At 53.1% G+C, this 2,559-nt stretch carries 5 protein-coding genes and 1 riboswitch; all 5 genes read right to left on the reverse strand.

Annotation, left to right across the window (positions count from 1 at the left end):
* Nucleotides 1-321 precede the first annotated feature (321 nt).
* Nucleotides 322-597 carry a DUF6464 family protein gene (locus tag ACQ4N7_RS30090; protein WP_430715099.1) on the reverse strand — a complete coding sequence of 92 codons (276 nt, stop codon included), beginning with the start codon at nt 595-597 and terminating at the stop codon, nt 322-324.
* A 572-nt stretch (nt 598-1,169) separates the two neighbouring features.
* The gene (locus tag ACQ4N7_RS30095; RefSeq protein WP_430715100.1) at nt 1,170-1,343 is read right to left on the reverse strand and encodes a DUF4278 domain-containing protein; all 174 of its coding nucleotides are present in this window, start codon (nt 1,341-1,343) and stop codon (nt 1,170-1,172) included.
* 36 nt (nt 1,344-1,379) lie between these two features.
* Nucleotides 1,380-1,437, reverse strand: a riboswitch (Glutamine riboswitch).
* 125 nt (nt 1,438-1,562) lie between these two features.
* Complete coding sequence (locus tag ACQ4N7_RS30100) at nt 1,563-1,700, reverse strand: hypothetical protein (RefSeq protein ID WP_430715101.1); 138 nt, start codon at nt 1,698-1,700, stop codon at nt 1,563-1,565.
* Nucleotides 1,697-1,855, reverse strand: coding sequence for a hypothetical protein (locus ACQ4N7_RS30105; RefSeq protein ID WP_430715102.1), 159 nt, complete (start codon nt 1,853-1,855; stop codon nt 1,697-1,699). The genes ACQ4N7_RS30100 and ACQ4N7_RS30105 overlap by 4 nt, the downstream gene beginning before the upstream one ends.
* A 218-nt stretch (nt 1,856-2,073) precedes the next feature.
* Nucleotides 2,074-2,322, reverse strand: a complete 249-nt coding sequence (locus ACQ4N7_RS30110; protein ID WP_430715103.1) for a WGR domain-containing protein — start codon at nt 2,320-2,322, stop codon at nt 2,074-2,076.
* Between the last annotated feature and the right edge of the window lie 237 nt (nt 2,323-2,559).

Genomic DNA, 2,559 nt, shown 5'->3' on the forward strand with positions numbered 1-2,559 from the left:
ACGTTCCGATCTCAACAAAGTGTCCTCAAGATGCTCTGGAATAGGCTGTTCTTAGCCTCTGAAACTTTCTGTTTATAAGGCTTTCAGGAGATGTGGCCCATTTTTACACGAATCGGTGCCATACCCCGACTTCGTATCACTTGCTAGCTGACCTGTTGAATAAGTGCTTAACCACTTATTCGCTTAATCGATCAAGTGAATCTTCGGTGAGGCGATCGCCACCCAGTGCCATAGATCCATATGACGGATGCGGTGGCCCCGGTATAGCAGCGATGAATTGTGAGGGGCTTATTCTAAATCTGCTGTCGTGAACTCGGCGGGTTAGTTATTCTCGTCCAAATCCTCTGACCCCCAGAAGGCCAGCCATTCCGCCTCTGATGGCCCCCAAAACCTCATCCAGTTAGGCTCTATGGCCGGGGCTGGCGGCGAGCTGCTGCTAGGGTGCTGGGCAACAGGCGAGAGGGACTCAAAGTCGGGGCATCGCCGCTGCTCTGGCCCGGTCGGGTGTACCGCACAGACGAGATAGGAACTGCGAGCGTTAAAACGACAGCTCCGGCACTGCCTTGTAGGAGAGAGGTTAATAGAAACGTTGACCATTGCCAATGGTTAGGTGCTGTCTACGCAGGTCGATGGGCCAATTTTAGCCCTCATCTAGCCCAGCAACCCATTCAGGGCTTTGCCTGTGGAGACTAACCCACAGGGCATGCCTGCGAATTACGGTCTAGCGGTCCCTGGCTAGGGAGGAGAACGAAGACATGCCGCTACTTCCCTTTGCCTCTGTACCGAAGACTCGTTTGGTTCGCGTTCACGCAAGCTTGAGGATTAGCCAGAAACTGATGGCCCAGGGCGATCGCGTCCTGCAACTGCCTTTCTGTCATGTGCTTATAAGCCGGTTTTGGAATGTGCTGGTACCATTCACCCCCGCAGAGGGTATCCAAAATGATTCTGGCAAAACAGTGGTTAAACCGTACCGGATAGCGACTGTCGTGCTTTGCCGCCTCAGGCAGTTGGCGGTTCACAAGGTCAAGATACTGATCGACTAGCGACATGGCTGAGGGGCTACCTCACATCAACATAGGTTTAACCAACCTCATTAAAAAGGCACCTCCCTAAACAGGAAAGGTGCCGCAGATTGTTGGTCTTCTCAATTCAGGAGGTCAGCGAACGATCTAGCGAACGACCGCACCCCGATACTTCAGACCCTCGATATGAGCTTCAGGATGCTCGTCGGTGCAGACATGACGCACATTCGCAGCGCCTCGATAGCGCCCGATCAGTTCCTCAGAGACATGGGCTTGAGGAGCAGTAGCTTCGTAAGAAATTCCACGGTATTGCAGAGTCATAATGTCGCCTCGTTAGTAACTGAAGTGGTAAACAGAGGCGCGTTCCTTCAGGGGGTTTCCCTTACTTCCGTCTCTTTGTAGAGAGATGAACGTTTTTTGCATCTGTAGTTAATGTTACCGTTTTATTTTGACCCGTCAATGGGCTGTGTCATGGGTTCATGAAGTGTCTCGATTCTTTTAGCCCCTTCCTGTTCACGGCTTAGTGATTGCAAGGCGACCTTAGGCGTTGGCCCAGGGCCGGTCTTTGACCATCGCCGCCCCCAGCATTGGGTTAAAAAAGCTGGGGGAGACGAGTAGGCCAGCGGGCCAGACACCGCCCTGCCAGCCTGCCGTCAGCCTCAAACTGCGCTGATTCATAAGCCCTGATCAGGAAACTGCTGCCGGTGGTCATGCTTTTGGCTGGCGTTTTCCACCACCTGAGCCAAGCCCTCAGGGTTGGCTCCCATATACTCGTACATAGCTTCAATCAGCACTTCGCGGCTTTGCCCCTGGTGCCGACAAAAATTGTGCAACTACTCAATCAAAAAATCCAGCGTATCGACCAGGGAATTTACCCCCTTAACATGGGCCTCTACCAGAATCAGCACATAGTCAGAGGCCCCAACGGCAGAGAGGCAGATCTGCGATCGCGAAGGTTACACGTCCATCAGCCCCACATTGAACGTTCGGTTCGCCTACATTCCTTGCGGGGCAGAGGGCATCAGCTAAAGCAGCCCGGATTTGAGCCGTTCTAGCGAATCAGTACGTACCCTCGAGAGCGCCGACGTCTAAGAACATCCTGCATCAGCCGATTGCCTTCCACCAGATCAGCGCAGCAGGTTTCACTCTGCCCACCTTTGCCGGTTCGGCGGCCACCCCACCTGCGCAACAAGACCCACTCGCCAAATAAGTTCTGGCGTAGAGCGCACCAGTAAAAGCGATCGCCCCGCTGCCAAAACAGCTCTTGCTCTTGGGCTGGGGCATAGCCTAGCTGGGTCATAGCTTCCACGCTACCGATCAACAAAGCCCTACGGCTTACTGCCGTCTTAGCCTGATAATAAGTTGCCTGCAAACAAAGGAAAAGTCCCGTGCCGCAAGACAATTCCCTATTTGGGGTATGGCACCGATTCGTGTAAAAATGGGCCACATCTCCTGAAAGCCTTATAAACAGAAAGTTTCAGAGGCTAAGAACAGCCTATTCCAGAGCATCTTGAGGACACTTTGTTGAGATCGGAAC

The organism is Nodosilinea sp. AN01ver1, from assembly GCF_050565655.1.
Classification (GTDB): Bacteria; Cyanobacteriota; Cyanobacteriia; order Phormidesmidales; family Phormidesmidaceae; genus Nodosilinea.